At 49.8% G+C, this 26728-nt stretch carries 27 protein-coding genes and 1 pseudogene; 13 read left to right on the top strand and 15 right to left on the bottom strand.

Annotated features, from left to right (window positions below):
* Positions 1–168 precede the first annotated feature (168 nt).
* Positions 169–1653, bottom strand: coding sequence for a sodium/proline symporter PutP (gene putP, locus EDF78_RS21650; protein WP_095922212.1), 1485 nt, complete (start codon positions 1651–1653; stop codon positions 169–171).
* A 515-nt stretch (positions 1654–2168) separates the two neighbouring features.
* Between putP and putA the strand changes: the two genes are divergently transcribed.
* Positions 2169–6143, top strand: a complete 3975-nt coding sequence (putA, locus tag EDF78_RS21645) for a trifunctional transcriptional regulator/proline dehydrogenase/L-glutamate gamma-semialdehyde dehydrogenase (RefSeq protein WP_133823877.1) — start codon at positions 2169–2171, stop codon at positions 6141–6143.
* Between the two features lie 668 nt (positions 6144–6811).
* Here the strand turns inward: putA and tcyN are convergent.
* From tcyN to EDF78_RS21610, 7 genes are all read right to left on the bottom strand, one after another.
* Positions 6812–7564, bottom strand: a complete 753-nt coding sequence (gene tcyN / locus EDF78_RS21640) for an L-cystine ABC transporter ATP-binding protein TcyN (protein WP_015697534.1) — start codon at positions 7562–7564, stop codon at positions 6812–6814.
* The gene (tcyL, locus tag EDF78_RS21635; protein WP_095922215.1) at positions 7561–8229 is read right to left on the bottom strand and encodes a cystine ABC transporter permease; all 669 of its coding nucleotides are present in this window, start codon (positions 8227–8229) and stop codon (positions 7561–7563) included. Before tcyL ends, tcyN begins: the two co-directional genes overlap by 4 nt.
* A gap of 165 nt (positions 8230–8394) precedes the next feature.
* Positions 8395–9195 carry a cystine ABC transporter substrate-binding protein gene (tcyJ, locus tag EDF78_RS21630; protein ID WP_095922216.1) on the bottom strand — a complete coding sequence of 267 codons (801 nt, stop codon included), beginning with the start codon at positions 9193–9195 and terminating at the stop codon, positions 8395–8397.
* Positions 9196–9330: 135 nt separating this feature from the next.
* A complete protein-coding gene (locus EDF78_RS21625; protein ID WP_205948403.1) occupies positions 9331–10323 on the bottom strand; it encodes a D-cysteine desulfhydrase in 993 nt (330 codons plus the stop codon).
* A 205-nt stretch (positions 10324–10528) separates the two neighbouring features.
* Positions 10529–11035, bottom strand: a complete 507-nt coding sequence (fliZ, locus tag EDF78_RS21620) for a flagella biosynthesis regulatory protein FliZ (protein WP_095922218.1) — start codon at positions 11033–11035, stop codon at positions 10529–10531.
* Positions 11036–11089: 54 nt separating this feature from the next.
* A complete protein-coding gene (locus EDF78_RS21615) occupies positions 11090–11812 on the bottom strand; it encodes an RNA polymerase sigma factor FliA (protein ID WP_095922219.1) in 723 nt (240 codons plus the stop codon).
* A 307-nt stretch (positions 11813–12119) separates the two neighbouring features.
* Positions 12120–13946 (bottom strand): FliC/FljB family flagellin, encoded by a 1827-nt coding sequence (locus tag EDF78_RS21610; protein WP_095922220.1) that lies wholly within the window; start codon positions 13944–13946, stop codon positions 12120–12122.
* A gap of 255 nt (positions 13947–14201) precedes the next feature.
* Here EDF78_RS21610 and fliD point away from each other — a divergent pair, with 255 nt between their 5' ends.
* The 5 genes from fliD to EDF78_RS21585 all read left to right on the top strand — a co-directional run bounded on the left by fliD (position 14202) and on the right by EDF78_RS21585 (position 17787).
* Entirely contained in the window at positions 14202–15632 is a 1431-nt protein-coding gene (gene fliD / locus EDF78_RS21605) for a flagellar filament capping protein FliD (RefSeq protein ID WP_133823876.1), read from the top strand.
* Positions 15633–15643: 11 nt separating this feature from the next.
* On the top strand, positions 15644–16081 hold the full coding sequence (gene fliS / locus EDF78_RS21600) for a flagellar export chaperone FliS (RefSeq protein ID WP_095922222.1): 438 nt from the start codon (positions 15644–15646) through the stop codon (positions 16079–16081).
* Entirely contained in the window at positions 16056–16418 is a 363-nt protein-coding gene (gene fliT / locus EDF78_RS21595; protein WP_095922223.1) for a flagella biosynthesis regulatory protein FliT, read from the top strand. The genes fliS and fliT overlap by 26 nt, the downstream gene beginning before the upstream one ends.
* 392 nt (positions 16419–16810) lie before the next feature.
* Positions 16811–17491 carry an AraC family transcriptional regulator gene (locus EDF78_RS21590; protein WP_233432852.1) on the top strand — a complete coding sequence of 227 codons (681 nt, stop codon included), beginning with the start codon at positions 16811–16813 and terminating at the stop codon, positions 17489–17491.
* Positions 17492–17610: 119 nt separating this feature from the next.
* Positions 17611–17787 (top strand): GhoT/OrtT family toxin, encoded by a 177-nt coding sequence (locus EDF78_RS21585; RefSeq protein ID WP_095922224.1) that lies wholly within the window; start codon positions 17611–17613, stop codon positions 17785–17787.
* 65 nt (positions 17788–17852) lie between these two features.
* On the opposite strand, the gene EDF78_RS21580 is transcribed toward EDF78_RS21585, so the two are convergent.
* Positions 17853–18011, bottom strand: coding sequence for a YqaE/Pmp3 family membrane protein (locus tag EDF78_RS21580; RefSeq protein ID WP_015690040.1), 159 nt, complete (start codon positions 18009–18011; stop codon positions 17853–17855).
* Between the two features lie 71 nt (positions 18012–18082).
* On the bottom strand, positions 18083–18337 hold the full coding sequence (locus EDF78_RS21575) for a hypothetical protein (protein ID WP_095922225.1): 255 nt from the start codon (positions 18335–18337) through the stop codon (positions 18083–18085).
* Between the two features lie 129 nt (positions 18338–18466).
* Here EDF78_RS21575 and EDF78_RS21570 point away from each other — a divergent pair, with 129 nt between their 5' ends.
* Both EDF78_RS21570 and EDF78_RS21565 read left to right on the top strand, forming a co-directional pair.
* Positions 18467–18922, top strand: a complete 456-nt coding sequence (locus EDF78_RS21570; protein ID WP_095922226.1) for a DUF4186 domain-containing protein — start codon at positions 18467–18469, stop codon at positions 18920–18922.
* A gap of 237 nt (positions 18923–19159) precedes the next feature.
* Entirely contained in the window at positions 19160–19435 is a 276-nt protein-coding gene (locus EDF78_RS21565) for a hypothetical protein (RefSeq protein ID WP_095922227.1), read from the top strand.
* Positions 19436–19508: 73 nt separating this feature from the next.
* Here the strand turns inward: EDF78_RS21565 and EDF78_RS21560 are convergent, their stop codons facing one another.
* On the bottom strand, positions 19509–19778 hold the full coding sequence (locus tag EDF78_RS21560; RefSeq protein WP_095922228.1) for a hypothetical protein: 270 nt from the start codon (positions 19776–19778) through the stop codon (positions 19509–19511).
* A gap of 130 nt (positions 19779–19908) precedes the next feature.
* Here EDF78_RS21560 and EDF78_RS21555 point away from each other — a divergent pair, with 130 nt between their 5' ends.
* A complete protein-coding gene (locus EDF78_RS21555; RefSeq protein ID WP_095922229.1) occupies positions 19909–20109 on the top strand; it encodes a hypothetical protein in 201 nt (66 codons plus the stop codon).
* A gap of 73 nt (positions 20110–20182) precedes the next feature.
* Here the strand turns inward: EDF78_RS21555 and EDF78_RS25625 are convergent, their stop codons facing one another.
* Positions 20183–20356, bottom strand: coding sequence for a hypothetical protein (locus EDF78_RS25625; RefSeq protein WP_162928640.1), 174 nt, complete (start codon positions 20354–20356; stop codon positions 20183–20185).
* Positions 20357–20686: 330 nt separating this feature from the next.
* On the opposite strand from EDF78_RS25625, the gene EDF78_RS21550 reads away from it, so the two are divergent.
* Positions 20687–21151 carry a GNAT family N-acetyltransferase gene (locus tag EDF78_RS21550; RefSeq protein WP_095922230.1) on the top strand — a complete coding sequence of 155 codons (465 nt, stop codon included), beginning with the start codon at positions 20687–20689 and terminating at the stop codon, positions 21149–21151.
* An 82-nt stretch (positions 21152–21233) separates the two neighbouring features.
* On the opposite strand, the gene EDF78_RS21545 is transcribed toward EDF78_RS21550, so the two are convergent.
* Both EDF78_RS21545 and EDF78_RS21540 read right to left on the bottom strand, forming a co-directional pair.
* Complete coding sequence (locus tag EDF78_RS21545; protein ID WP_095922231.1) at positions 21234–21473, bottom strand: hypothetical protein; 240 nt, start codon at positions 21471–21473, stop codon at positions 21234–21236.
* A 145-nt stretch (positions 21474–21618) separates the two neighbouring features.
* On the bottom strand, positions 21619–22524 hold the full coding sequence (locus EDF78_RS21540) for a bestrophin family ion channel (protein ID WP_095922232.1): 906 nt from the start codon (positions 22522–22524) through the stop codon (positions 21619–21621).
* A gap of 354 nt (positions 22525–22878) precedes the next feature.
* On the opposite strand from EDF78_RS21540, the gene EDF78_RS21530 reads away from it, so the two are divergent.
* From EDF78_RS21530 to EDF78_RS25860, 3 genes and pseudogenes are all read left to right on the top strand, one after another.
* A complete protein-coding gene (locus tag EDF78_RS21530; RefSeq protein WP_133823874.1) occupies positions 22879–23964 on the top strand; it encodes an acyltransferase in 1086 nt (361 codons plus the stop codon).
* 815 nt (positions 23965–24779) lie between these two features.
* The gene (locus tag EDF78_RS21525) at positions 24780–25364 is read left to right on the top strand and encodes an acyltransferase (RefSeq protein WP_133823896.1); all 585 of its coding nucleotides are present in this window, start codon (positions 24780–24782) and stop codon (positions 25362–25364) included.
* Between the two features lie 592 nt (positions 25365–25956).
* A pseudogene (locus EDF78_RS25860) lies at positions 25957–26163 on the top strand (integrase); the annotation flags it as partial.
* Between the two features lie 77 nt (positions 26164–26240).
* Here EDF78_RS25860 and fliE read toward each other — a convergent pair.
* On the bottom strand, positions 26241–26555 hold the full coding sequence (gene fliE / locus EDF78_RS21520; protein ID WP_095922233.1) for a flagellar hook-basal body complex protein FliE: 315 nt from the start codon (positions 26553–26555) through the stop codon (positions 26241–26243).
* Between the last annotated feature and the right edge of the window lie 173 nt (positions 26556–26728).

The raw sequence follows: 26728 nt of genomic DNA, 5'->3' as shown, positions 1-26728 counted from the left end.
GTGATTATCATTCTTAGAAAAAGAAATACAAGAGGGAACAGATCGATTTTTGAAGGGTTGATGGCAAATGCGCAGGAAAAATCAGGATGGAAGTGTTCTCTGAAACAAAATGCTGAAAACCGGGGTCAGGACGACCCCGATCTTCGTCACCTCAAAACTGAGGAGTGGTTAAATAGTATTATATTCCGCTTCGGCCGCCGTGAAGCGTTCTTCCACTGCGGCGGAAGGCTGACGGCCCATCAGGCTGACAATCCAGATCGCCAGTGAGGCGAAGATAAAGCCGGGGATGATTTCGTAGAGATCAAACCAGGCGAAATTCTTCCAGACAATCACCGTCACTGCGCCCACCAGCATGCCTGCCAGCGCGCCGTTACGCGTCATGCGTTTCCACATGACGGAAATCAGGATCACCGGCCCGAATGCCGCACCGAAACCGGCCCAGGCATAGCTGACCAGACCGAGTACGCGGTTTTCCGGGTTCGCCGCCAGCGCAATGGCCACCAGAGCGACCACCAGTACCATCAGACGACCAATCCACACCAGCTCGCGCTGGCTAGCGCCTTTGCGCAGGAAGGCTTTATACAAATCTTCGGTAATGGCGCTTGAACATACCAGCAGCTGACAGCTCAGGGTGCTCATCACCGCCGCCAGAATCGCCGACAGCAAGATACCGGCAATCCACGGGTTGAACAGAATTTTTGCCAGCTCGATGAACACACGCTCACCGTTTTGCGTCACGTTGCCCGCTTCACCCGGATTATTGCTGAAGTAAGCAATACCGAAGAAACCGACCGCAATGGTGCCCGCCAGACACAAAATCATCCAGGTCATGCTGATACGGCGTGCGCTGCGGATGGTGTGATGGGAGTCGGCCGCCATGAAACGCGCCAGAATATGTGGCTGGCCGAAGTAGCCCAGTCCCCAGCCCAGCAGTGACAGAATCGCCACCAGATTCATGCCTTTGAACATGTCCGTGTATTCAGGGTTTTTCGCGTGGATCACCATCATCGAGGTATCAATACCGCCGACCGCGAGAATAACGATCACCGGCGTCAGGATCAGCGCGAAAATCATCAGGGTTGCCTGCACGGTGTCGGTCCAGCTGACCGCCAGAAAACCGCCGATGAAGGTATAGATGATGGTTGCCGCCGCGCCTGCCCACAGCGCCGTCTGGTAAGTCATGCCGAAGGTGCTTTCAAACAGACGGGCACCGGCCACAATGCCGGAAGCACAATAAATGGTGAAAAATACCAAAATTACAATCGCCGAAATAATGCGCAGCATTTTGCTGGAATCTTCAAAGCGGTGGGTAAAGTAATCCGGCAAAGTCAGCGCGTTGTTGTTGGCTTCGGTGTGCACACGTAACCGCCCCGCCACCAGTTTCCAGTTCAGGTATGCGCCGATGGTCAGGCCGATGGCGATCCAGCTTTCAGAAATCCCGGAAAGGAAAATCGCCCCCGGTAAACCCATCAGCAACCAGCCGCTCATGTCAGAGGCACCGGCCGAAAGTGCCGTCACCACACTGCCTAAACTGCGTCCACCCAGAATATAATCATCAAAGTTTTTGGTTCGTAAATACGCGATGAGACCAATCAAAATCATCCCGAAAATATAAACACAAAACGTCACCAGCATCGGTGTGTTCATTGTCATTCCAGTCTCCACTTTCTTCTTATTTGCGATGTTGTCCGGCACCTGTCTGTCCTGACGCCTTGTTCCTGAGAAAAGCGTGCAAAATCATGCCGGGGCGAGATGATGGCTGAAACCCGCTAAGGTTGCAGCAAGACTCTCCATATTTTTTACGTCGTTACAGTCTTTGTGTGGTTTTTATTCAAAATTACTGTCGGGCCGGATACTGGTTTAGCCTCCTCCACTTTTCAAGATTTTTAACATTTCAAATACACAAAATTCACCCTCCATCACAGTTATTCTGAATGCCGGTTGTACTTTGCAGTGACAAAGGTTGCACCCGATACCGCCTTTGAAATTTCACTTACCGTTCATGCAGGCAAGATCCATGCCGTTATTTTATTGTTAAAAATGCCAGACAAATCACAACAGGCATACTTCCTGCATTAACGGGGTTGCACAAGGTTGCAACATAGAAGATATTGCTCAGCATAAAGATAATGAATTCACCTGAACCTTTTCATATGGAGTGGTTGCGCATGGGTATGACAACGATGGGCGTGAAGCTGGACGAAGGCACACGCGACAGGCTTAAAGAAGCGGCACATAAGATTGACCGTACGCCGCACTGGCTGATCAAGCAGGCGATTTTTTCCTATCTGGAACGTCTGGAAAATGGCGACGCGTTACCTGAGATCCCCGCGCTGAACGGCGCGGCGTCTGAGGGTGCCGATGAGTTGACCGCCCATGCGGTTCAGGACGTCCATCAGCCGTTCCTTGATTTCGCCGAGCAGATCCAGCCGCAGTCCGTCAGCCGTTCCGCCATCACCGCCGCCTATCGTCGCCCTGAGCCTGAAGCGGTGTCCATGCTGCTTGAACAGGCCCGTTTACCTGCACCGCTCAATGAGGCTGCGCTGAAACTGGCGGCAGATATCGCCACGAAGCTGAGGAACCAAAAGAGTGCAAACGGACGCGCCGGCATGGTGCAAAGTCTGTTGCAGGAATTCTCGCTGTCTTCTCAGGAAGGCGTGGCGCTGATGTGTCTGGCCGAAGCATTGCTGCGTATTCCCGACAAACCTACGCGCGATGCCTTAATCCGCGACAAAATCAGCAACGGTAACTGGCACTCGCACCTCGGGCGCAGTCCGTCTCTGTTTGTCAACGCTGCCACCTGGGGCCTGCTGTTCACCGGTAAACTGGTGGCCACCCATAACGAAGCCAGCCTGTCGAAATCCCTGAACCGCATTATCGGGAAAAGCGGTGAGCCGCTGATCCGCAAAGGCGTGGACATGGCGATGCGCCTCATGGGCGAACAGTTCGTGACCGGTGAAACCATCGCCGAAGCGCTGGCGAATGCGCGCAAACATGAAGAAAAAGGCTTCCGCTATTCCTACGATATGCTGGGCGAAGCGGCGCTGACCGAAAAAGATGCGCAGGCCTATTTGCAGTCTTACCAGCAGGCGATCAATGCCATCGGTAAAGCTTCCAACGGTCGCGGCATTTATGAAGGTCCCGGAATTTCCATCAAACTTTCTGCCCTGCATCCGCGCTACAGCCGTGCGCAATACGAACGTGTGATGGAAGAGTTGTATCCGCGCCTGCTGTCGCTGACCTTGCTGGCACGCAGCTACGATATCGGCATTAACATTGACGCAGAAGAAGCGGATCGTCTGGAAATCTCCCTCGATTTGCTGGAAAAACTGTGTTTCGAGCCGGAACTGGCGGGCTGGAACGGCATCGGTTTCGTGATTCAGGCATATCAGAAACGCTGCCCGATGGTGATTGATTACCTGACGAATCTGGCGCAACGCAGCCGCCGCCGCCTGATGATCCGTCTGGTGAAAGGAGCGTACTGGGACAGCGAAATCAAGCGCGCGCAAATGGACGGTCTGGAAGATTATCCGGTCTACACCCGCAAGGTGTACACCGACGTGTCCTATCTGGCGTGTGCCCGTAAACTGCTGGCGGTGCCGAACCTGATTTATCCGCAGTTCGCCACCCATAATGCCCACACCGTGGCGGCGATTTATCAGCTGGCGGGTAACAACTATTATCCGGGACAGTATGAGTTCCAGTGCCTGCACGGGATGGGTGAACCGCTGTACGAACAGGTCGTGGGGAAAATTTCCGACGGCAAACAGAACCGTCCCTGCCGTATTTATGCCCCGGTCGGCACGCACGAAACGCTGCTGGCGTATCTGGTGCGCCGCCTGCTGGAAAACGGCGCGAACACGTCCTTCGTCAACCGTATCGCCGATGCCACCTTGCCGATTGACGAACTGGTTGCCGATCCGGTGCTGGCCGTCGAGGCGCTGGCTGCCAGCGAAGGACAGGTCGGATTACCGCATCCGCGTATCGCCCTGCCGCGTAATTTGTATGGCGACAAACGGGTGAACTCTGCGGGTCTGGATATGTCCAGCGAACACCGTCTGGCTTCCCTGTCCAGCGCCCTGCTGCAAAGCGCCAGCCATCCGGTAAAAGCGCAGCCGATGATTGATGCGCAAACCGATGACGGCGAATTCCTGCCGGTAATCAACCCGTCTGAAAATACCGATATCGTCGGTTATGTGCGTGAAGCGACCGAAGCCGAAATCAGCCGTGCGCTGGATGCCTCCACTGCCGCAGGCGCGATCTGGTTTGCGACACCTCCCGAAGAACGCGCCGCCATCCTGCAACGCGCTGCAGAACTGATGGAAGCGCAGTTGCAAAACCTGCTCGGCGTGCTGGTGCGTGAGGCCGGAAAAACCTTTAATAACGCCATCGCCGAAGTGCGTGAAGCGGTGGATTTCCTGCATTACTACGCCGGTCAGATCCGCGAAGATTTCGCCAACGACACGCACCGTCCGCTGGGGCCGGTGGTGTGTATCAGCCCGTGGAACTTCCCGCTGGCGATCTTTACCGGTCAGATTGCTGCCGCACTGGCCGCCGGTAACAGCGTGCTGGCCAAACCGGCAGAACAGACGCCGCTGATCGCCGCATTAGCCGTCGGCATTCTGCATGAAGCGGGCGTACCGGCAGGCGTATTGCAGCTGTTGCCGGGTCAGGGTGAAACCGTCGGCTCGCAGCTGGTGAATGACGAACGTGTGCGCGGCGTGCTGTTTACCGGTTCAACCGATGTTGCAGGCATTCTGCAACGCAACATCGCCGGTCGTCTGGATCCGCAGGGGCGTCCGACGCCGCTTGTCGCCGAAACCGGCGGCCTGAATGCCATGATTGTGGATTCCTCCGCGCTGACCGAACAGGTGGTGATGGATGTGGTGGCCTCGGCCTTTGACAGCGCCGGTCAGCGTTGCTCTGCCCTGCGCGTGTTGTGCATTCAGGACGACGTCGCCGACCACACGCTGCAAATGCTGCGCGGTGCGATGGCGGAATGCCGCATGGGTAATCCGGAGCGTTTGTGTACCGATATCGGGCCGGTGATCGACGCCGACGCCAAAGCCGGTATCGAAAAACACATCGATGCGATGCGCACCAAAGGCCGCACCGTGTATCAGGCCACGCAGGAATTCACTGCCGACCAGCAGGAATGGAGCCGTGGCACCTTCGTGAAACCGACACTGATCGAGCTGGAAAGCTTTGATGAGATGAAGAAAGAAATCTTCGGCCCGGTGCTGCACGTGGTGCGCTATGCCCGTCAGGATCTGGATACGCTGATCGGTCAGATTAATGCCGCCGGGTATGGTCTGACGCTGGGTATTCATACCCGCATCGACGAAACCATCCACCGCGTCACCCAGCAGGCACACGTCGGCAATATGTACGTGAACCGCAATATGGTCGGCGCGGTGGTGGGTGTGCAACCGTTCGGCGGCGAAGGCTTATCAGGCACCGGTCCGAAAGCCGGCGGCCCGCTGTATCTGTATCGCCTGCTGAGCAGCCGTCCGCAGGACGCCGTGCAGCAAACCCTTTTGCGTCAGGACAGAGAGCTGCCGCTGGACGTGTCTGTCCGCGAAGCCTTACTGGCACCGCACCGCGCATTGCAGCAATGGGCCGCCGAACAAAAACATCGTGAGGAGTTAGTCGCAGTTTGCGAACGCTTTGCGCAGACCAGCCAGGGCGGCACGTTACGCACCCTGCCGGGGCCAACCGGTGAACGCAACACTTACGCGCTGTTACCGCGCGAACGTGTGCTGGCACTGGCCGATAATCAGGAAGATGCCCTGACTCAGCTCGCCGCCGTCACCGCCACCGGTTGCCGTATTCTGTGGCCGGAAGCGCCGTTGCAGCGTGACCTGTTCAACCTGTTACCCAAAGCGGTGCAGGCGCGGGTTGATTTCGCCAAAGACTGGCAGAACGATGCGCAGGTATTCGATGCAGTGATTTATCACGGTGATGCCGATCAGTTGCGCGAGCTTTGCCAGACCATCGCACAGCGACCGGGCGCCATTATTTCCGTACAGGGCTTTGCGCGCGGCGAGGATAATATCCTGCTGGAACGCCTGCTGCACGAACGTTCACTGAGTGTGAACACGGCTGCCGCAGGTGGGAATGCGAGTCTGATGACGATCGGGTAAAGGTGCTTTGCTCCACCCCTGCGAAAGGGAACTGTCCGTGGCATTCTTAGGTTTTGCTTTTTGCTCCTCCCCCTGCGAAGGGGGAGGTTGGGAGGGGGTTTTAAGGGCTGACACCCGGTAAAAGCATACTTCAACTTATTAAGTTTGCATTAATACCCCACCCCAACCCTCCCCTTCGCAGGGGAGGGAGCAGCACGTGACGTTCTTAAGTTTTGCTTTTTGCTCCACCCCTGCGAAGGGGAGCTGTCCGTGACGTTCTTAGGTTTTGCTTTTTGCTCCTCCCCCTGCGAAGGGGGAGGTTGGGAGGGGGTTTTAAGGGCTGACACCTGGTCAAAGCATACTTCAACTTACTGTTTTTGCATTAATACCCCACCCCAACCCTCCCCTTCGCAGGGGAGGGAGCGGCCCGTGACGTTCTTAAGTTTTGCTTTTTGCTCCCCCCCTGCGAAGGGGAGCTGTCCGTGACGTTCTTAGGTTTTGCTTTTTTCTCCTCCCCCTGCGAAGGGGGAGGTTGGGAGGGGGTTTTAAGGGCTGACACCTGGTCAAAGCATACTTCAACTTACTGATTTTGCATTAATACCCCACCCCAACCCTTCCCTTCGCAGGGGAGGGAGCAGCCCGGATTGCTTGCGGATTTTTTTGTTTCCATTCGCAGAAAGGGACAGAAATCAATGCGCTAAAAACTTCTCCAGAAACTGTTTCGTCCTCGCATGTTGCGGATTTGAAAACAGCTCTTTCGCCGGTCCCTGCTCGACAATTTTGCCCTGATCCATAAAGATCGCGCGATCTGCCACGTCACGGGCGAAACTCATTTCGTGGGTCACAATCACCATCGTGCGGTGCTCAAGTGCCAGTGCGCGGATAGTGTTGAGCACTTCGCCGACCAGTTCGGGATCCAGCGCGGACGTGGGTTCGTCAAACAAAATCACTTCAGGGTTCATTGCCAGTGCGCGGGCGATGGCGACACGCTGTTGCTGACCGCCGGAAAGACGGCGCGGATAGGCGTTTTCTTTGCCATTTAATCCGACCTTTTCCAGTAACTGACGCGCCGTGGCGATGGCCTTTTCTTTCGGCTCGCCCTTCACAATCACCGGCCCTTCAATGATATTTTCCAGCACGGAACGGTGCGGGAACAGGTTGAAGTTCTGGAAAACGAAACCCACCTGCTTGCGCAGTTCGCGGACGTTGTTCTTCTGCTTGCTGATCGGTTTGCTGGCGTCAATTTCGATGTTGCCGACTTTGATGGTGCCGCCGTCCGGCTCTTCCAGCAGGTTGATGCTGCGCAGTAAGGTGGTTTTACCCGAGCCGCTCGGCCCAATGATCGCCACCACTTCGCCGGAATTGACCTGCAAATCTATACCGTGCAGCACCGTCTGTCCGTGGAATTTTTTTGTCAGTTGCTTAACGTCAATGGTACTCATGAAGGCTCCTGATCCTGACGGTTAACGCGGTCTTCCAGACGGTTTTGCAGGAAGGATAAAACGGTCGCCAGCACCCAGTAGATAATAGAGGCCGCGAGATACATGGTGAACACTTCCAGCGTACGCGATGTCACAAGCTGTGCCTGACGGAACAGTTCCGGCACCTGAATGGTGGCCGCCAGCGAGGTATCTTTCACCAGCCCGATGAAACTGTTACCCAGCGGAGGCAGCGCGGTGCGGGCTGCCTGCGGTAAAATCACGCGACGCAGGGTCTGCCACGGGTTCATGCCGATACTGGCGGCGGCTTCCCACTGCCCTTTTTCGATGGACGAAATCGCCGCACGCAGGGTTTCAGAGGTGTAGGCCGCGGTGTTCAGCGAAAGACCAATCATCGCTGCGGGGATAGGATCCAGCTCGATGCCAAACTGTGGCAAACCGTAGTAGATCATAAACAGCTGGGCGATCAGCGGCGTGCCACGGAAAACGGAGACGTAAAAACGCGATATCCATGACAGCGGCCAGAAATGCGAAAGGCGCATCAGCGCCAGCACGAAGCCCAGGATCAGACCGAACACCATCCCGCCCAGACTGAGCTGGAGCGTAAACAGTGTCCCTTTCAATAAAAATGGTGCTGAATCCAGCACCAGTTGAATACTTTCTTGCATCTAAGACCTTTAGATTTTCTGGATCTTTAAGATATTCACATATGCTCTAAATAAATGAACTTGCATCAAGGCAGCAAGTGCGCGAGTCCCGATGGGCTTACACAGGTAAGTGATTCGGGCGAGCAAGCGCAGATAACGCCGGGGCAAGTTCAGTTATGACGAGCATTATTTTGTGACGTCAGCACCAAACCACTTTTCAGAGATTTTGGCGAGCGAGCCATCTTTCTGCATTTCAGCAATCGCTTTGTTGATCGCGGCCAGCAGTTCCGGGTTGTCTTTACGAATTGCCACGCCAGATTCCAGACGGGAGAACGGTGCACCCGCCACGGCTAAGGTATCACCGGTTTTCTTCACCAGATCCAGCGCCGCCAGACGGTCAACCAGAATCGCGTTGATACGGCCTACGCGCAGATCCTGATATTTAGTCGGGTCATCATCATAAGTACGGATGTCGACGCCCTGCACGTTTTCACGCAGCCATTGCTCGTAATTACTGCCCAGACCCACACCGACTTTTTTGCCTTTCAGATCTTCAGGTTTGGTGATGGTGCCTTCCTGACCTTTTTTGGTCAGCGCCTGAATACCGGAAACGGTGTACGGGGTGGAGAAATCGTATTTTTTCGCACGCTCAGGGGAGATGGTCACCTGATTGATCACCACATCAATGCGTTTGGATTCCAGCGACGCCAGCATGCCGTCCCATTTGGTCGGTTGCAGTTTCGCTTTCACGCCCATGTGCTGCGCCAGCGCATCAGCGAATTCCACTTCGAAACCGGTCAGCTTGCCGTCTTCACCCTGGAAACTGAACGGAGGATACGTCCCTTCCAGCCCGACGATCAGCGTGCCGCGATCTTTAACTTTTTTCAGTAACCCTTCATCAGCAAACGTATTGCTGACCATGCCTGCCGTCAGCGTGACCGCAACAGCACCCAGAAGTAAACGACGACGCAGTGTAGAAAACCCCATATTCACCTCAGTTATTGTTAGTTATAGAACGTTATATCCCCTACGAATTTGCGCACAGTAGCACCCGCCGCGCCAGTTATCAGGAATATAATTCTATAATCTTAGCTCAAAAAAGCATAAGCATAGTGTGAGCCATTAAACGTGCGGATGATACGCAAACAGTGCCGGGGCACCGCCAGTATGAATGAACAGGATCGGGCCTTCATCCGGGAATAATCCGCGTTCGATGCCATCCAGCAACCCCGCCATCGCCTTGCCGGTGTACACCGGATCCAGCAACATCGCTTCCTGTTCCGCCAGCAGTTTCACCGCCGCCATGCCCGCGTCATTCGGTTCACCGTAGCGCGGCGCAAAATAGTCATCCCATAAAATCACCGGCGGCACTTTCTCATCGAGCTGGAGTGCGCTGGCCACTTCTTTCGCAATGGCCTCCACTTTCGGACGCTGATCGCCTGCGCTGCGTGACACTGTCACGCCGATCAGTTGCGTGTCCGGCATTAAGTGACGTAAGGCGACCGCCAGACCGGCGTGAGTACCGGCACTGCCCGATGCCACCACCACGGCGCTGAAATCGACAAAACTGGCGGAAGATTGCTCGGCAATTTCCAGCGCGCACTGCACGTAACCCAGTGCGCCCAGGGCATTGGAGCCGCCCACCGGCACCACGTACGGACGAAAGCCCTGAGCTTCCAGACGTTCGGCCTGCTCTGCCAGCTGCGCCATCGGATCATGCAGGGCATCGCACATCACCACGTCCACATTGAATAAATCCAGCAGCAGGCGGTTACCGTTGGTCAGGTAATTAGCCTCGGTGGTGCCGATCGGGTTTTCCAGCAGCGCCACACATTTCAGGCCCAGTTTGGCCGCCACGGCAGCGGTCTGGCGAACATGGTTTGACTGGATAGCGCCCGCCGTCACCAGCGTATCGGCCCCTTCTGCCAGCGCGGCAGCGGCGAGATATTCCAGCTTGCGCAGCTTGTTGCCGCCCATCGCCAGCGGCGTGATGTCGTCGCGTTTGATGTAGATATCCCGTCCGACGGTTTCCGAAAGACGGTGCAGTTTTTCTAATGGCGTGGCGCTGCCTAATAAATCGAGACGATCAAAGGCTTCCAGCCGGGTTTTAAGCAAAGAAATTTTAGCAGGCACAATGTTCCCCTGACGCACAGCACAGGGCCGTACGAAGTCGTTATCGTTAAAGTAGGTATAATTTCAGAGACGGGTTATTAAGTAAGTATATAAAGAATTTATAGAAACTGCGGAGAGATTCAAGACAAAAAACAGGCCCCCGGAGGAGCCTGTTTGCGTTTTGTGTGTCAGTCTGTAAGAGCGCCGCTTACGCGGATTTCTGCCAGGCCAGATACTGATCGTATTTGCGCAGGGCAATACGGTAGTTATCGTGGCCCGCCACCGGCAAATCACTGATGATCCGCTGGTGGATACTGTCCCCTGAAAGCTTATCCAGAGGATAGTTATTGGCAGAGAGAATTTCATCCAGACGGCGGAGGCGGACAACGTACTCGCGCACCGTGCTGTGATTCATTTCCGTCTGCTCAAACAGGTATTGCTTAAACGCCATGATGTCAAAATATGACGAATGGCTGTTACAGCTTATCTCACTGCAAAAACGACACAGTGCGGTCAGTTCCTGCGACAGGTTGTGCCACACGTCATCATCAATAGGCTGATCCATCTTGGCGATGGCCTCTTTATTGATGATTTGCCCGCGAAACACCAGTGCCATCCTGTCGAGTTCTTTCGCACACTGTGAGCAATGAGTCTGACTGTGTTTAAAATCTTTAAGATAACGGCTTAAAGGCCTTGTTTTGATTCCCGCTGGCATAAATTTATTCCTGATAAGGGATATAAAATGTATAACCGGCCAGGAAAAAGCGGATCAGTGGTCGTTTGCCAGGCGTGTTCGCAAACGCTTAATCGCCTGACTGTGGAGCTGGCTTACACGGGATTCCCCGACGTCCAGCACCGCCCCGATCTCTTTTAAATTCAACTCTTCCTGGTAGTAAAGCGTAAGTACCATCTTTTCCCGTTCTGGTAACGCATCGATAGCTTCCATCACCCGGTGGCGCAGATTGCCCTCCAACAGATGATGTAACGGGTTGGCCTCTTCGTGCCCTTCCATCAATGCCTCGGCAGTATCGCCGTGCTCTTCGCGCCATTCGTCATAAGAAAACAACTGGCTGCTGTTCGTATCCATTAATATCTGCCGGTATTCCTCGATGGGAATATCCAGCGCCTGCGCCACCTCTCCTTCACTCGGCGGTCGCCCTAATTTCTGTTCTGCGTTATGCATCGCCTGGGACACTTCACGCGCATTGCGTCTGACGCTGCGCGGCACCCAGTCGCGGCTACGCAACTCATCAAGCATTGCGCCACGAATGCGCTGAACGGCATAGGTCGTAAACGCCGTCCCCTGCATCGCATCAAAACGCTCAACCGCATTTAACAGGCCGATCCCGCCCGCTTGCAGTAGATCATCAAGCTCTACGCTGGCGGGAAGCCGCACCTGCAAACGCAGGGCTTCATGGCGCACGAGCGGAACATAGCGCTGCCACAAAGAATTTTTGTCTATCACGCCGTCGGCGGTATACAGATCGCTCACTGTCGTAACCTGGCAAATTGAGGGTCAGTATCATTTTGCCAGCGTTAAGCCCTGTTCAATCGGCTGAATAAGGCCAGAAAAGCGCGGTTATTTTGATTATGTCTCGCACATTCTGTTCCGGGACACCTGCGGACAGCGCGAAAACGATTGCCCAAAAAACCATCACAACATAAAGATTATCCTAAATTATACCAGCGAATGCGTTTCATTAATTGCAGAGAAAGGTAAATTTTGGTTAAAAAAAACCCCGCCGGAGCGGGGTTTGAGCTGTATGTCACCTGATTGCTTATATTGTCGGCAAAGACAATTATTGCAGCAGGGACAGAACAGACTGAGGAACCTGGTTTGCTTTCGCCAATACTGAAGTACCCGCCTGCTGCAGGATCTGTGCTTTAGACATTGCGGAAACTTCAGTGGCGTAGTCAGCATCCTGAATACGGCTCTGTGCAGAAGACAGGTTAGTGGTGGTGTTCGCCAGGTTGGTGATGGCAGAATCGAAACGGTTCTGAACCGCACCCAGTGAAGAACGGAAGGTGTCAACTTTAGCGATAGCGGCATCCAGTGCAGCCAGTGGATCTGCAGTTGCAGTACCGGTGCTGGTGGTATCGGTGGTCAGTTTGCCTTCAGAATTAACATATACTTCAGCGCCAACTTTAGGAGCATATTTACCTGTACCTGTACCAGACGCTACTGTTACCTGACCATTGTTAGGGTCAATTGCATACTTAGTGTCATAAGAAGCAACTGTGGTTAAGTCACCATCTGAATCAGTGTAAGTTGCTGAAGCGCCAGTAATTGCGTTGTTATCTGCTGTTTTTGCAGACGCAGTGCCATCGCCCGCAGCAAAGGTGGCTTTGTAAGTCTGAACACCAGAGTTATAAGTCACTGTTGCTACTGAATCACCATTTGCTGCTACTGTGGCAGCTTGTTTAGCTGAAGTTACTTGTCCCAATACTGATTCTTTGCTTGCCGTAGCAGTAAATGATACGCCTGCAGCTGCATCTTGAAGAGCTGTATTACTATTCGTGGCGTCTGTAGCCAGATCTGCAGCGCTTGCAGCTTTAAAATTATAGGTAACACTATTCATGGTGATAGAAGCAGTATTGTCTGCGCCGATTGACTTTCCATCAGCAGCTAAACTAAACAGATCACCGATCTTAGCGGCAGTCGCACCACCAGCGTTATTGGTAGTCAAGTTACCATCTGTTGTCAGATATGCAGCTTGGCCTCCAATTGTCAGTGCACCATTTGCATCAACGGTAAAATTAACATCTCCGGATGCTGCTTTGTATACACCTGTTGAGGTTTTACCTGCTGCAGGGACAAGACTCTCGCCTAAAGTTTTAGCAGTAGCGGAAGTGTTATTGCTGGCATTGGTATAACTAAAGTTACCAGCCGTAGCATCATATGTATAAGTAGTAGTTGTTTTAGCCGCCGCAGCACCATAAGAATCAATGCTTACTGTATCGCCAGTTTTCAACTGTTCTACAGCCTGAGATGCAGTTAATGCATTGTTAGTCGTCGTAACGGTGTTTGTGGAAGTATCCATTTTGGCAGCTGTCAAATCACTGATTGTGGCTGCTTTGTTAGAAATAGTACCTGAACCATTAACGTTGAAGCCGTTCAGACCCAGAGTCGTAGAGTCGATTTTCTGCAGGTCGATAGAGATAGTCTGGCCATCGTTCGCGCCAACCTGAATTTTCATGGTCTGGTTAGAGGCCAGTACGTTCACGCCGTTGAACTGAGTCTGACCCGATACACGGTCGATTTCAGACAGACGGGAAGTGATTTCGTCCTGGATTGAGCTCAGGTCAGATGCTGAGTTGGTGCCGTTAGCAGCCTGAACAGACAGCTCACGGATACGTTGTAAGTTGTTGTTGATTTCGCTCAGTGAACCTTCAGTGGTCTGCGCAACAGAGATACCGTCGTTGGCGTTACGTGAAGCCTGAGTCAGGCCATTGATGTTAGAAGTGAAACGGTTAGCAATCGCCTGACCAGCAGCGTCGTCTTTTGCGCTGTTGATACGCAGACCGGAGGACAGACGCTCGATAGCGGTGCTCAGCGCGGACTGGGATTTGTTCATGTTGTTCTGAGTCATCAGAGACAGCGTGTTGGTATTGATAACTTGAGCCATGAGTGTATTCCTTCAAATCTGGTTAAGGGTTCGGGCTTATTGCCCACGGCGTTCATCACCGTCCAAACTTGTATCGGCGCTACACTGACAACCTTTAGAATTATTTCTCAAAAAACTCTGATTTCTTACTTTGAGAATTACCCTTCCTTATACCTTCTATTCACGCCATTACTTTTTGTTGCATTCCATTAAACTTTTTCTCCGTCGTGCCGATAGGGCTTAAAGACTCTTATACAACACAAGTAAAGGATACATATGGCCACTGTCTCTTCATTAGGTATCGGCTCAGGCTTGGACCTGTCCACATTGCTGGATAACCTGACCACCGCAGAAAAGGCGCGTCTTACGCCAATCACCACAGCTCAGACAAAGTACAGTGCCCAGTTAACGGCTTACGGCACAATGCAAAGCGCACTACAGACCTTTGCAGATGCTGCAACTGCATTAGGTTCGGCCAAGACTTATGGAACTACAACAGCGACATCCAGCAATACCACTGCATTGAGTGCAACCACCACCACCGGTGCTGCCGCAGGTAAATATACTATTTCGGTCGGTCAGCTTGCTGCTTCTCAGTCTCTGATCTCTGCTTCACAAACAAGTAACACTACAGCGCTTGGCAGTACTACTTCTGATAACTCCAGGACTCTGACCATTAGTCAGGGCGACGGAAGTAAACCACTTAGCATCAGCCTTACTGACAGCCAGACATCTTTGACCGGCGTACGAGACGCAATAAATAAAGCGGGCGGAGGCGTCACTGCCAGTATCGTAAAAGTCTCTGACAGCAGCTATAAGCTGGTGCTAAGCGCTAACAATACCGGTACAGATTCAAAGATGACTTTAAGTGTTACGGGTGATGACCAGCTGAATAATATTATTGGTTATGACTCTTCCAATGACACAGGTGCAATGACCGAAAACACTCCTGCAGCTAACGCGCAGTTAACGTTTAATGGGATATCTTTGGAGCGCCAAAGTAATACCATAAGTGATATACAAGACGGTATTACTCTGAATCTGGCCAGCACTACCACCGCTGATGCAACACTGACCATCGCGAAAGATACCAGCACAGCATCGACGGCAATAACCACTTTTGTTAATGCATATAATTCCTTGCAAGATACGTTCAGTAACTTGACGAAGTACACTGCGACTACTGTCAATTCGGATGCTCAAGATACTTCGAATGGTGTTCTGTTGGGCGACAGCACATTGCGTTCAATTCAAACACAATTGAAATCGGCAATTGGCGTTTCCAGTGGTTCTAGCTCTGTCAACACTCTGGCAAGTATTGGGATAACCAGCGATCCGACAACCGGCAAGCTGGTTATAGACAGCACAAAATTGAGTACTGCACTCACCAGCTCTACCAGTGCTGTCCAAACTATGATGGTAGGCGATGGAAAAACAACTGGCATCATGACCAACATCAGTAATCTCAATGCCAATTTCCTGAATGCAAACACCGGCACGATTGCTAATGCTTCAACTTCTGTAAATAACACCCTTAAACAACTGACCAAGCAATACAACTCGGTTAATGACAGCATCAACGACACCATCGCCCGTTACAAAACGCAATTCACTGCGCTTGATGTCTCGATTCAGAAGCTCAACAGCACCGCGACTTATCTGACGCAGCAGTTCGAAGCCATGTCCTCATCAAGTTCAAGCTCGTAAGGAAACAGATTATGTATAACGCTAAAGGAACTCAGGCCTACGCTCAGGTAGGCCTCGAAAGTGGCGTAATGAGCGCCACACCTTATCAGCTGGTGACGATGTTATTCGACGGGGCGCGCAGCGCCCTGATCCGTGCACGCATCTTTATGCAACAAGACAGCATTGCCGAAAAAGGCAAATCACTGTCTATGGCGATCAACATTATCGACAGCGGATTAAAAGCCGGATTAAGTCGCGAGAAAGGCGATCCTGAATTAGTGGATAACCTCGAGGCGCTTTATTCCTATATGGTCCGTCGTTTGTTGCATGCCAATTTACACAACGATCAGGAGGCCATCACTGAGGTGCTGGCCTTGCTTGAAAACATCGCCGATGCCTGGCGGCAAATCGGCCCAAACTACCACCCGTCGCAGGACCAAAATAATGGATCAACATCAGTTTCTGGTTAATGAATATCAACTGATCCTGTCTTTAAGCGAGCAGATGTTGCGGCTGGCGAAAGAAGAAAAATGGGATGAGCTGGTTGAGCTCGAAGTCAGTTACGTAAAAGCAGTAGAAGCTACCACCCGTTTACCGATGTCAGAACAGACATCGATAATGATTCAGAATGATGTCCGCCGCTATTTGCGTATTATTCTGGAGAATGAGAACACCATTAAAACGTTATTACAGACGCGGATGAATAAACTCACCGAGCTGATTGGTCAGTCGTCCCGACAACAACAAGTGAATACGACTTACGGAAAAATTGACCTCCGTTCGATTGCCTTTGGTGATCGCCAATAATTATTAAGACTCTGTTTGTTAGACTTTTTTTCAATATTTCTTGTGCATATATAAGGTTTCAGGGGCAGAGAGCATCTGGCTACCAGGGCTGGTTCTCTCTGTCTTCTTCCGTGACTTACGCGTATTATCAGGCAACCTGTTTGTAATAGCATAAGCGGGAAATTTTATATCAGGCAGCAAACAACACGTTGCAGTCGTCTTTTTCGGGCATCATCAACATGGTTCGTAAAATAAAAGTGACGCCAGGGATAGGAACCATTTCACTGCTTATTCAGCATAGTGAACTTTTTATTCATGATGTTTATATCGATAAGCCACAATTGGTTCTCGTTCAGAATGGAAGCCTTTCAATTACTTTCCAGGAACAGCAGGTCACCCTGCAGGCTGGCGAAATGCTCGTGCTTAATAGCGGACAAACGCTGAGCCTGACGCACCATTTGTCTGAAAACGGCCCTTTCAGTTGCGCCATCATGGCCTGGGATCACCAGTTGCTGAGCGACGCCGGGCTGCATGCCACCGGCTTTAGCCCGCCGCTGATCACCGTTGATAACTTTCAGGTCATCCCGCATATTCCCGGCGCATTTAAGCAAAGTTTTACCGATACCCACAGCGCCATCCTCTGGCATCACGGCCTGCCCGCGCCCATTACCCGCCATCGCATGCTTGAACAATTACTCTGGTTATCCCAGCTTGGCGTGCGCTATTCCCTGCAGCACAGCGAGAGCGTCACCCAGCGCGTGCGTGAATTATTAATCAATAATTTGCATAAATCTTTTACCGCCGCAGAAGTCGCCGAACAGCTGATGATGAATGAAGTGATGCTGCGCAGACGGCTGGCGTCCGAGGATTGTGTGCTGCGAAACCTGATGATTGACGTGCGGATGACCCATGCCCTGCGGTTATTGCAATGCACCGATCTGGCGATTTCACATATCGCGCATCAGGTGGGTTATGAAAGTGGCTCACGTTTTGCCGAGCGTTTCCGGAAACGTTTTGGATTCGCCCCGACCGCCATCCGCGGGCATTTGCGCCCGCTTTCTGCGCCGGCAACCAGCACAAGCGATGAAATATAACAATTCCCGCCGAAATGCCACAATACAAAACCTTGAGTAACATCACACAATAATTGATTACCAGATGTTAACGGAATATCATACGCGCCAAAGAATATTCTGATGGTCAGGGGTTGGTTGTGCACGTTTGGTGGGAAGTGATTAAGACGATTTATTGGGGTGGGCTGGGCATCGCCGCGCTGGTTACCCTGTTAGTGAGCCGCGATACGATTAAAATAAGACTGTTAACCTCCGGCATTATCGGATTTACCTGGCCGATGAGCCTGCCCGTTGTTCTGCTTTTCTCGCTTTTCTGATCAACACTGCCCTTTCCGGGCATAAAAAAACCCGGCGATTACCGGGTTTTGCGGTCGGGCTGTGCTTATTTGCGCGTCTGCACCCAGAAGCCGTGGATCAGGCCAGGCAGATAGCCACAAAGTGTCAGAATAATATTCAGTAAAAATGCGCCACCGAAACCGTTGCCGATCAGTACGCCTAATGGTGGTACCAGAATGGTAATCAATACTCTCCAGAATCCCATCGTCATTCTCCCTTTGGTTATCATTGTGTTAATGATAGTACGGCGCAACGACGGCGGACATCAGATGAACCTTAATTGATCAGTTCCAGCATCACCTCAACGTCACGCCGGGCTTTTTCCAGTATTTCAATATCGCCGCTGCGGTATTCGGCGTCCGTCAGCTGGTGGATCTGACGCATCTGCCATCTCACCTGATTCTTCTGTTCTTCCGTCATACTGCGGCACATCACGATGATAAAATTGCGCAGCATCATCTGTTGCATGGCAGTTTCTTCGGCGTGCTTGTTGACCGACATAACCAAATCTATAACATGTTTTTCTGCCATTGCGGATCCCTGTTGGGGTAAGAGCGTCAGTAAAGCCAGACTAGCACGGGCTGACGGGCGTTAAAGCCGACAATTGACGAGAGTAAAGCCGCTATTTCTGCGTCTAGAATGTGAACGGACACGACCACTATGCCTTCCAGCCCTGCCCCAAATTCTATCGATACCGTTTTTCAGCGTCTGGCCGCGTCACCCTTTCGCCAGCGTTTTCATCTCGGCGCAAAAGAATATGCCTATTGTCAGGATAAAGGGCCGGATGCGGTGACTCAGCATGCCGCTGATTTTATTGCCGCCCGCCTCGCCCCGGCTGAACCAGCAAATGACGGCAAACAGACGCCGATGCGCGGCCATCCGGTGTTTATCGCCCAGCACGCGACCGCCACCTGTTGCCGTGGCTGTCTGGAAAAATGGCACAAGATTGCGGCGCACACCGCCATGACACAGGTGCAGCAGGACTACGTGGCAGAAGTGATTTTGCACTGGCTGCATCAGGAAATGCAGCGCCCGGCACCGGCGGCTAAAGTGCGAAAACCTAAGAAAAAAACCGGTACAGAACCGGATGACGCACAACAGCTCAATCTGTTATAAGACGCACATCACAGTCGCCAAAAAATAAAGAGTGACAGTTATCACAAATTTTCCGAATATACATACCCAGAACCGATCGTACTCTATAATTTTAGAGAAATAAGAATTTTGCCATGGGCATCATTCAGCCCGGCCTTTGTTGTCTTTCTTTTGCAGTCTTTCGAATGTGCTTTCCAGGTGAAACGAGTTTTACACTTGTTGTCAGGAACATTGCCCGTATTGGGAAAAGGAGGATGCATGTCTGAGTATCATTATTTACTGGTAGGTGGAAGTCGCAACGGACAACGGCATGTTGATCAGCAACATCAGTTTTCGTTGTGCTTTTGGGAAGAGGCAGCACAGAACGCAGAACGCGAGTTTTATGGTAAGCGTAACGAACGTTACAAAGTGAATCCGGAAAAAGGCGCAGACGGTAACTGGTATCTCGTGGGCTATTGTGGGAATTGTTCCAAAATAAAAGCCGACGAACTGACCACCCAGGCGCTGACGAAACATGTTAAACCCCTGATGTAACCAGATGGTGTTTCAAAGCCATTTAACCCCGCCCTTGTTGCGGGGTTTTTGCTTTCTGTCACCGGCAAATGGTTCAGGCGGCCATGCCCTGAATATTGCGGGCGAAGAACGCCACCGTTCCCCCTATCGTGAAATGCGCCTCGTGATGGCCCAGTCTTCCCAGCGGCGCGATGCGCACGATTTCCCCTTCAAACTCGCCGTCCTGGATCCGGGTGATGGCCACATCCAGCTGGTAACTGGCCGGATGCACACCCACCGGAAACGTCAGCAATTTGACACGGTCGCCGACCTGAAAGCGGGTGAGCAACGGCAGAGGTGCCTGTTCGAACAGATCCTGATCCATATGTGACTCCTTGTTTTCCAGTGAGATTCATTAGAGGATAGAATAAGTTGTCGCGTCCTGCCGCATACCGGCGTGAAGCACTTCTCTCTTTACGCATTATTTTTCAAAAACAGATTAACGAGGACCCGCCGTGAAAAAATTAACGCCACAACAGTGCATCATCCTGACCGGATTTACCGGCATTCTGCATGGTGAATTTGAGTGGTTTCACGAGGATTTAGAAAAGCGGCTGGGCCGTGAAGTCCAGACCTCAGAGCTGGGGTACCCGGAATTTATGCAAGCGTGTCGCGATCTGTATGAAGAAGACTTCAACAGCCTGATGCCGGACTAAACAAGAAGGCCGGGCAAACACCCCGTGTTTACCCGGCCCGATGCGCAAGCCATTTACATTGATACGCAGAGCATCAGGGTTTCACAATGCCACGGATAAAATGCTCGTTCACCCTGATCACATTTCCCGTTTCCACATTAATGACCTGATATTGCACTGGTTTAACCTCATCCAGTACAGCGATAACTTCGAACAAACCTGGTGTAAAAGTAAGCGTGACAAAAACGCCAACAGGATAGACTGCCATAATTTTATCCTTTCAATCATGATCTTATAATTAACTTCCTTTACCTCATTCACGATCCTAACTTTTTCATTAATCACGGTAAGTGACTTCATTGTATCCTTCACCACTTTGAATGAATGTTAAAGAAAAGAAAGAGGGATAACGTATAAATTGCTGCAACAAGGTAAAATTCAGACAACTCTGACAGACGTTCGGCGAACATAATTAATTTTTACACTCTTCTTACCTCTGCAAGGCTTTCCGGGGCTTCCGTCACGCCGCAATGCCTTGTTTTCGGCCCAATTTCGGTTAAGAATACATGTCCATTTTGTTGCATTGAGAGCCCACGCTGTGAGTGCCCAGATTTTTGAAACCGATGCCACCCACCCGCATTTAACCCGACTTATTGCAGAGCTGGATGCTTATCAATACCCTCTTTATCCGCCGGAATCGTTTCAGGGGATTAATATCACTGAACTGGATGAAGGGGAGATCACCTGTTTTATGGCAAGGGTGGATGACGACTGGGCCGGTTGCGCCTGTCTGTATATTACCCGGCAGGGAATAGCTGAAATGAAACGGGTTTACGTGAACCCGGTGTTTCGCGGGCAAGGTATCGCATCCCTGCTGATCGAGGCAATGGAAAAGAAACTGAAAGCCTTAGGACACAACGAGCTGTTTCTGGAAACCGGCGTTTTTCAGGAAAAAGCCATCACGCTGTACGAAAAGCTGGGCTATTCCCGCACGCAGGCGTTCGGTGATTACCAGCAGTCGCCGGATCCCCTGAGTGTCTATATGATGAAATCGGTGAAATAATCGAAGAAAAGCGCCGTGAGGCGTGAGGCGGATATCTCCATAACGCTGCCCTGTGACAGGGTTATGGAGATGCAAAAAGCCGTTACATCAGTACGTTACTTTTTGTAGCAGAGAGGTCATTCGACGGAATAACCCATTTTTTCAGTGTGATCATAAAGAACTCTTTCCCCTTGGTGATTTTCGCACCCCGGTCACCACACTCCAGCGCAAGCTTAAAAAACTCATCACTGTTAATACTAAAAGCCAGTTCTACTTTTTTTACCATACCGGAATTCAGCAGGTCTTCGGCTTCGTGCAAGGATTTGGCCTGAATGACTGACATACATACCTCGTGATAACGGACGGAAGTTGTCTTTGCCCGAACAGGTTATTTCACTTTTGTTTCGATATTATGACAGTCTCGTGAAGCTTAGGAATATTGCCATCAGTGCGCGCAAAAATTCCTCAAACCGTGCAGAGGATCACACTTACGTCAGACGGAAATACGGATCCGGCATCGGCGTATCCGGCAGGTGTGTCTGGTTGTTCATCTCGCGCAGATTGATTTCGATATTGGTGCACATGGCATCCATGGGCAGATGGTTATTGGCATAACCGAACGGCATTTCCAGTTCTTCCGCCAGCGTATCAAGTGACAGAAAACTATAGGAAATAAAGCCGGACACCAGCAGGGTCATGTAATGCAAATCCACCACCAGCGCAAACGGCAGCAGGCTGCAAAACAGGTATACCGTGCGGTGCAGCAACAGCCCGTAGGCAAACGGGATCGGCATACTGACAATGCGCTCGCAACCGCCCACCACCTGCGAAAGCTGCAATAACGTCGTGTCCATATGGGTATAAACAATATCCGACAACTCCCCCGTCCGGCGTTTTTCCGCCAGCCATTGTGACAGCCGCAACTGCACCATGTTGGTCGGTGCGCGGCGCGAAAGAATATCTTCCGCATCTTCGCCCAGCAGACGCTCCAGATCCGGACGCGGATCGCTGTGGCGCAACTGATGTTTAAGGCTGTAACAAAACGCCAGCAGTAAGGTCGTGACCCGCTGTGCTTCGCCCGGACACACGGCCATCACCTGACTTTGCAAGGTGCGGCAGGCAATCAGCAACCCGCCCCACAACTGCCGCGCTTCGGTGTAGCGCGAATAGGCCACACTGTTACGAAAGCCAAGGAAGATCGCGATAGACACACCGAGCAGGCTGAAAGGCGCGAGCGTCAGCTTAACGCCCAGCGTCTCATACCAGGGCAGGCTGAGAATGGCGGCAAGCGACATCAGTAAATTGAGGCTAAGACGGAACAGAATGCTGGGCAGGACAGAGCCATGCCAGGCGAACAAACGCAAGAACCAGTGACGTGGAGGACGGATTATCATTTTGTGCAGGTGCTTTATGCAGGTGAAGCGATTTTTTTTGCGATTCTGGCAAATAAACCTGCACATGCAAAGGACAATTTTGTGACACCGGTAACATTTATTCTCATAACTACTTGTGTCCGGAATCTATACGGACTGGCATCCTTACAATTTAAGCATTCATTTTGTGCAAATCGAAAGTCCGCATCTTCAAATGCAATTTGAAACTATAATTTACAACTTATGTTGTTACGAATGTTTTTATTTTATGTGATTGTTTTGCCAAAAATATGTTAAAGTACTTTTAGTAACCTGATAAGAAACCACTTTAAGAACATTGAATCTCAATAACTTTTTTTTTGGCAAAGTTTAATAATGAATAAGATTACGCATCTTGAAGGATTACGAGGGCTATGCTGTTTTATTGTCATTTTTGATCATTGTGTTACTGCTTTCTATGGGGGTTTACGATTCACAGGTGATTCCGGATTCATCGGGAATCTCAAACAGTTCTTAGCATGGTCTCCCTTAAATTTGATTTATAGCGGCATACCTTCTGTATATATTTTCTTTATCCTGAGTGGCTTTGTTTTATCGAATAAATATAACATTCATAAAAACACCAGTATATTAGTTTCATCGTCATTAAAAAGGTACCCGCGGCTAATAGCCCCTATTTTCTTTTCAATGCTTATAATGTTTTTTATTTATGAAATATCTGATACATTTTTTAACACTCATTACCCAATGACCTTTTTGGATGTTTTTTACCAGTCATTCGTTTATGTCCCTTTCGGTGGGGGGAAACTCGAAAATGGCGCATTATGGACAATTACTTACGAGTTATATGGTTCATTTTTAGTATTTGGGTTGCTTGCTGTTTTTGGAAATTATAAATATAAATACTTTGTATACCTGTTGGTGTTTATAATGACCTTTAAAACTTATTATTGCATTTTCATCTTTGGAATGACAATTAATTCACTTATGCATGATGACATACAATTCAAATTCAAAGACAAAAAAATAGCCATTTTAACAATCATTTTTTCTTTATTCTTGATTTCTTTCCCTTACCCCAGAGAGGGCGTTGATGTCGGTGGTGTCTATAATTACCTGTGGGTCTTATCTGATCATCATGAGAATTATCAGTTTGTTGTAAAAATCGGTAGTATATTGTTATTCCTTGGCCTATTTAGCATCCCAGGCGTTAATAGCTTTTTTGATACCGCACCCCTCCAATTTATGGGTAAAATCTCATTTTCAGTATACATATTACACGTGCCATTCCTGGTTCTTGTTTTAAACTTTAAACACTTCTTTGATATTTCACTGATAAGGCTGATAATACTTTCCTCCTTTGTATATTTACTTACAATAATTACGGCAATATTTTTCGAAAAATTCATTGACGAAAAATCAGTAAAATATACAAACATATTAGCTAAAAGGATATCGTAGCCAAAATATCCTTTTTTTGGAATGGCAATGGTAAAGGAAACAACTGGAAAATTAATGTGTTGCCCCCCCCTTAAAGAACTCTCCACACCGGAGATGTTCTTTAAGGGGGTTTATGAGATTGTTTTATTTTCTTACAGGTTAATACATTCCCGCTACTACTGTTAGTACGGTTTCATTCCACCGGTCAATAATAGTTTAAATATTAACTTCCTGTACCATTAAGTACTCACTATAATATTTCAAGAAGGCATGACGCTAACAACTTCCAATATCTCATCTCATTCTTAGCCAAATGTCCGAACATGGTCATTCGTGGCAATTTACTCCACCGCGCTATTGAGGTTCGTGAATAACGCGTACTTACCAGACTCACTCCACCATGAGTCTCTCCACTTACTCCACTTTCAACCCGATTTACTGCATGCTTAAAAGTCATCCGATAAGCTACTGATTATACATACAGTACAGCTATAAGGTTTTCGACTAATGAAGTTCGAAATGACAGAAAAATCTCATAGTTCTATCTTGATAAGAATGAAAAACAGCCCGACGAACTGCATGCTAACCACTGAGCGTTTTGATTATTGAAGATCATGATTTTATTGATTATTCTTCACCATAGTTTACCATGACCCTCCCCCTTCACTGTCAGGTTTGAAGATGATGGTTTATAAGTGAAGGCTTTTCTTCTGAGGTATATTGTTATTCTGGGCATTATGTTAGATACATAGCTTATGTCTTTCTATAAAACATGTGAGTGTTACACTTTGAGCACGTTAAACTGACTGATTCTGATCACGGTGATAAAAATGACGATTGAAACATTTGACATAGGATACTACGACGAAGACAGCCTAAAAAACTTTGGGTTTAAATCGCTTGGGCACAACGTGAGAATTGCTAAGAACTGCAACATAGTCGGTATCGCTAATATATCGATTGGTGATAATGTAAGAATTGACGGATTCTCTACTATTATTGCTGCCGGAGACGGCTATCTCAATATTGGCTCGTATGTCCACATCGGTGGCTACAGTGCAATATTCGCTGGATGCGGCGTTGAAATGAGGGATTTCTCTGGTATATCTCAGGGTGTTAAGATTTACTCAAAAAGTGATGATTATTCTGGGAAAACATTGACAAACCCCACTGTGCCTTCTGAATTCACTGGTGTCGTTAAGGGGCCTGTTATTCTGGAAAGGCATGTAATTGTGGGTTCGCAGTCCATCATAATGCCAGGAGTAACGTTATCTGAAGGCACAGCTGTAGGTGCAAATTCGCTTGTTACCAAAGACACAGAGTCATGGTGTATCATGTTTGGCTCACCAGCAAAAAAAATCAAAAATAGAAAAAAAACATTGCTGGAACTTGAAAGTAAGCTCCACACCATGAATGAATAAGGAATGGGCCTGTTGGCCCATTTATTAGAACGCCACATGACAATAAACGTACAACACTCGTTCCTGTTATGTTCATTCCAGATGTAACTGATCTCCATTTTGTAGCAGATACACAGTGTAATGACTATCCCCCTTCTCTCTATCCACTCACTATTTGAACTTATAACTAATTCCGTACATTTTCATTGGTGTGTGTATGAGATAATTACTCAAATTACACTCATCAGTGGCATTTCTCAGATACATGCCTGAAATTTTACAATCCAACACGCTTTTATGTATTACGACATACTTGTCAACTTAGTTTCTTCGACTACATAAATTGTAGGAAACATATTTATTTAATTCACTTGCCGTGGAATTATATGTGCATTCACCAGGAGGAACTAGAGCTTAAATTATATTAATGAAACACCATGAATATCTCAAATGCTTGCCATTACGATTATACACCCCGCTTGTTAAACCTGCAGTTCCGTGGAATGGTGCTCCGCTTATAATTTTGTTCAATGCAGTGATACTGCATCGCTTGTTGTAACAAATATCAAAGGTTTTTCGGTACTTGCATACGTTCTTAATGAGTAGTCTCAGGACTGCGTTACGGCGGGCGGGGTTCAAAAACGGGAAAGCATAATTGTCACGTCATACATATATATGCTGCTCACTCCTCTCCGGAGCAAACCCAAACTTCATAGCAAGTCAAATGGGGCATACATCCGCACAGAGGGTTTACTCAGTTTATGGAGCCTGGATGAACAACAATATCGGTGAACAGATTGCGATGCTCAATCAGAAATGAGGAGACTTTGCCCCATCCATGCCCCACAAGAAAACAGGATAGTCTTTTTATCCAATGTAATGATGTAGTTACACAGCCTACACCGACATATTCATCACATCCTGATACGCCGTCACCAGCTTGTTGCGGACCTGCACGCCGAGTTGCAGTGAAATTGAGGATTTTTGCAGATCGACCATCACATCGTTCAGGCTGACGCCGGGAACGCCCATCTCCAGTTTTTCAGATTCCAGTTTCGCGTTGTTTTGCGTCTCACTGATCTTGCCTAATGCCGCTTTTAATTCGCTGGCAAAACCGGCTTCAGAGGCGGTATCGGTCTTGGGTGCAGCGCCAGCCTGGATGGCGGTGGCCTGCATCTGCTGTAAAACGCTCTCAATGCCTTGAATTGACATGCTTTCTCCGTATTTCGGGGTGTCGGTTAACAAAGGGCTTCTTTCATGGAATGACACCCTATCACATCAGTTTTTTCCTAAACGCGGTAATTGAACCTAAAAACCATGGCTTATCGGGCCATTAACTTTGCGTTAAGCGGCAAATAATGGCTCACCTAGAAAATAGGCCTGCC

The organism is Rahnella sp. BIGb0236 (assembly GCF_004364755.1).
Taxonomy (GTDB): Bacteria; Pseudomonadota; Gammaproteobacteria; order Enterobacterales; family Enterobacteriaceae; genus Rahnella; species Rahnella victoriana.
This window is presented reverse-complemented; position numbering and strand designations above follow the sequence as displayed.

Excerpts from the sequence above, each read along its gene's own strand:
- putP (WP_095922212.1), bottom strand. The coding sequence starts at position 1,653 with ATGACAATGAACACACCGATGCTGGTGACGTTTTGTGTTTATATTTTC.
- putA (WP_133823877.1), top strand. The coding sequence starts at position 2,169 with ATGGGTATGACAACGATGGGCGTGAAGCTGGACGAAGGCACACGCGAC.
- tcyN (WP_015697534.1), bottom strand. The coding sequence starts at position 7,564 with ATGAGTACCATTGACGTTAAGCAACTGACAAAAAAATTCCACGGACAG.
- tcyL (WP_095922215.1), bottom strand. The coding sequence starts at position 8,229 with ATGCAAGAAAGTATTCAACTGGTGCTGGATTCAGCACCATTTTTATTG.
- tcyJ (WP_095922216.1), bottom strand. The coding sequence starts at position 9,195 with ATGGGGTTTTCTACACTGCGTCGTCGTTTACTTCTGGGTGCTGTTGCG.
- fliZ (WP_095922218.1), bottom strand. The coding sequence starts at position 11,035 with ATGCCAGCGGGAATCAAAACAAGGCCTTTAAGCCGTTATCTTAAAGAT.
- EDF78_RS21610 (WP_095922220.1), bottom strand. The coding sequence starts at position 13,946 with ATGGCTCAAGTTATCAATACCAACACGCTGTCTCTGATGACTCAGAAC.
- fliD (WP_133823876.1), top strand. The coding sequence starts at position 14,202 with ATGGCCACTGTCTCTTCATTAGGTATCGGCTCAGGCTTGGACCTGTCC.
- fliS (WP_095922222.1), top strand. The coding sequence starts at position 15,644 with ATGTATAACGCTAAAGGAACTCAGGCCTACGCTCAGGTAGGCCTCGAA.
- fliT (WP_095922223.1), top strand. The coding sequence starts at position 16,056 with ATGGATCAACATCAGTTTCTGGTTAATGAATATCAACTGATCCTGTCT.
- EDF78_RS21590 (WP_233432852.1), top strand. The coding sequence starts at position 16,811 with ATGCTCGTGCTTAATAGCGGACAAACGCTGAGCCTGACGCACCATTTG.
- EDF78_RS21580 (WP_015690040.1), bottom strand. The coding sequence starts at position 18,011 with ATGGGATTCTGGAGAGTATTGATTACCATTCTGGTACCACCATTAGGC.
- EDF78_RS21575 (WP_095922225.1), bottom strand. The coding sequence starts at position 18,337 with ATGGCAGAAAAACATGTTATAGATTTGGTTATGTCGGTCAACAAGCAC.
- EDF78_RS21570 (WP_095922226.1), top strand. The coding sequence starts at position 18,467 with ATGCCTTCCAGCCCTGCCCCAAATTCTATCGATACCGTTTTTCAGCGT.
- EDF78_RS21565 (WP_095922227.1), top strand. The coding sequence starts at position 19,160 with ATGTCTGAGTATCATTATTTACTGGTAGGTGGAAGTCGCAACGGACAA.
- EDF78_RS21560 (WP_095922228.1), bottom strand. The coding sequence starts at position 19,778 with ATGGATCAGGATCTGTTCGAACAGGCACCTCTGCCGTTGCTCACCCGC.
- EDF78_RS25625 (WP_162928640.1), bottom strand. The coding sequence starts at position 20,356 with ATGGCAGTCTATCCTGTTGGCGTTTTTGTCACGCTTACTTTTACACCA.
- EDF78_RS21545 (WP_095922231.1), bottom strand. The coding sequence starts at position 21,473 with ATGTCAGTCATTCAGGCCAAATCCTTGCACGAAGCCGAAGACCTGCTG.
- EDF78_RS21540 (WP_095922232.1), bottom strand. The coding sequence starts at position 22,524 with ATGATAATCCGTCCTCCACGTCACTGGTTCTTGCGTTTGTTCGCCTGG.
- EDF78_RS21530 (WP_133823874.1), top strand. The coding sequence starts at position 22,879 with ATGAATAAGATTACGCATCTTGAAGGATTACGAGGGCTATGCTGTTTT.
- fliE (WP_095922233.1), bottom strand. The coding sequence starts at position 26,555 with ATGTCAATTCAAGGCATTGAGAGCGTTTTACAGCAGATGCAGGCCACC.